Origin of the sequence: Geobacillus sp. WSUCF1 (assembly GCF_000422025.1) — a bacterium.
Classification (GTDB): domain Bacteria; phylum Bacillota; class Bacilli; order Bacillales; family Anoxybacillaceae; genus Geobacillus; species Geobacillus zalihae.
Genome location: NZ_ATCO01000079.1, coordinates 1 through 2,512, shown reverse-complemented (window position 1 = coordinate 2,512; position 2,512 = coordinate 1). Strand labels below are relative to the sequence as shown.

2 protein-coding genes are annotated in these 2,512 nt (G+C 59.2%); both read right to left on the bottom strand.

All coding sequences use genetic code 11. From position 1 onward, the window contains the following. A partial coding sequence (locus tag I656_RS07780) for an amidophosphoribosyltransferase (RefSeq protein ID WP_020755126.1) occupies nt 1-685 on the bottom strand: 685 nt, incomplete at its 3' end. Further along, on the bottom strand, nt 661-2,512 hold a 1,852-nt coding region (gene purL / locus I656_RS0115625; protein WP_033005658.1), incomplete at its 5' end, for a phosphoribosylformylglycinamidine synthase subunit PurL. The genes I656_RS07780 and purL, both read right to left, overlap by 25 nt.

Sequence of the window (2,512 nt, the reverse complement as noted above, 5' to 3'; positions counted from 1 at the left end):
GGCTGATGATGAGCAATTCCCCAGGCGCCACTTCCCGCTCGTATGTGGCGCCGATGACGTCAAACGCGCACGTTTCCGACGCCACGACATACGCCGAGCCGAGCCGGCCGAGCGACAGCGGCCGAAACCCGTGCGGATCAAGCGCCGCATAGAGCGCCTTTTCCGTCAGCAGCAAAAACGCAAACGCCCCTTCGATCTGACTGAGCGCCTCTTTCATTTGCTCGACAAACGTCGGCGCTTGGCTGCGGCGGATGAGATGGGCGAACACTTCCGTATCCGATGTCGTCTGAAAAATGCTTCCTTGTCCTTCAAGCGCGAGCTTCAACTCGATGGCGTTTGTCAAGTTGCCGTTATGGGCCAACGCCATCGCGCCGGTTTGCGAGCGGAACAAGAGCGGCTGCACGTTTTCATAGCCGCCCCCACCCGCCGTCGAATAGCGGACATGACCGATGGCCGCCGCCCCTTTGAGTGCATCGAGCGTGCCGCTTTGAAACACGTCCGTCACCAGCCCCAGCCCTTTATGACCGGATAAGCTCCCGTTATGCGCCGCCACGATGCCGGCCCCTTCCTGCCCACGGTGCTGCAGGCTGTGAAGCCCGTAGTATGTGAGCCGGGCGGCGTCTTCATGCCCCCAAATGCCGAAAATGCCGCACTCCTCGTTCAATCCTTTGATTTCAGCAAGCATGGAATAGCCCCTTTCCAGACATTTCGCATCTTGGCAACGGAAAGGTGAATGAGCGTCTCACCGTGCTCCCCGTTCACCACGAATGCGCCATCGTCTGTCACTTCGCCGATTTGTTTCGCTTCAACCAGTTGCTCAAACGCCTCTTTTTGCTCTTTTTTCACCGAGACAACAAAGCGTGATTGCGTTTCGCTGAACAGTTCACTGACGAGGTCACCGCCGATCGTCACCTTGGCGCCAAGCCCCGAGGCACCCATGACACACTCAGCAAGCGCAACGGCTAATCCTCCTTCGGCAATATCATGCGCTGACGCCACCACCCCCGCGCGGATCGCTGCAAGCAGCTGGCGCTGGCGGCTTGCTTCCACCTCTAAGTCAATCTCCGGTGCTTTTCCAAAAATGCGGCCTTCCAGCCATTTTTGCAACTCGCTGCCGCCAAACTCCGGCTTCGCCTCGCCGATCACGTAAATGAGGTCGCCCGCTTGCTTAAACGACTGAGTCGTAATATGGGAAAGATCATCAATGAGACCGACCATGCCAACGACCGGGGTTGGGTACACGGCCTCGCCGTTCGTTTCATTGTACAGCGAGACGTTGCCGCTCACGACCGGCGTCCCGAGCGCCCGGCACGCTTCGCTCATCCCGTCGACTGCTTTTTCGAGCTGCCAGAAAATCTCCGGCTTTTCCGGGCTGCCAAAGTTGAGGCAGTCCGTAATGGCGAGCGGCTTCGCTCCGGAGCAGACGACATTGCGCGCCGCCTCGGCGACGGCGATTTTCCCGCCCGTTTCCGGATCCAAATACAAGTAGCGCGAGTTGCAATCCGTCGTCAGCGCGAGCGCCTTGTTCGTGCCGCGGATGCGCACGACCGCCGCGTCCGATCCGGGGGCGACGACCGTATTCGTCCGCACCATATAGTCGTACTGGTCGTACACCCATTCTTTGCTCGCAATCGTCGGCTGGGCGAGCAGCCCGAGCAATGTTTGGTTGTAGTCTTCGATGTGCGGAATATACGGCGGCATCGCTTGAAACTCGCGGTAATAAGCCGGCTCCGCAGACGGTTTATGATACACCGGCGCGTCTTTCGCCAAGGCGTCCACTGGAATTTCCGCCGCCACCTCGCCTCGGAACAAGAGGCGGAGCATTTTGTCATCGGTCACTTTGCCGATTGCTTTGGCCTCTAGGCCGTATTTGGCAAAAATCGCGGCGATTTCGTCTTCACAACCTTGCTTGACAACAAGCAGCATCCGTTCCTGCGATTCGGACAGCATCATTTCGTACGGCGTCATGCCTGCCTCACGCTGCGGGACGAGATCCAAATTCATTTCAATGCCAAATCCGCCTTTGCTTGCCATCTCGGCGGATGAACTCGTGAGTCCTGCCGCCCCCATATCTTGAATGCCGACTAACGCATCGGACTTGACTGCTTCAAGACACGCCTCAAGCAGCAGTTTTTCCATAAACGGGTCGCCGACTTGCACGGCGGGACGCTTTGCTTCCGACTGTTCGCTCAACTCTTCCGAAGCAAACGTCGCCCCGTGGATGCCGTCGCGGCCCGTTTTCGCCCCGACGTACATGACCGTGTTGCCGACCCCGGTCGCCACGCCGCGCTGAATGTCCTCATGGCGGATGATCCCGACGCACATGGCGTTGACCAATGGGTTGCCTTCATACGCCGGGTCGAACTGCACCTCGCCGCCGACGGTCGGGATGCCGACGCAGTTGCCGTACCCGGCAATGCCGGCGACGACCTGCTCAAACAAATATTTGACGCGCGGCGACGTCAGTTCGCCAAACCGAAGCGAGTTCAAAAGCGCGATCGGCCGCGCCCCC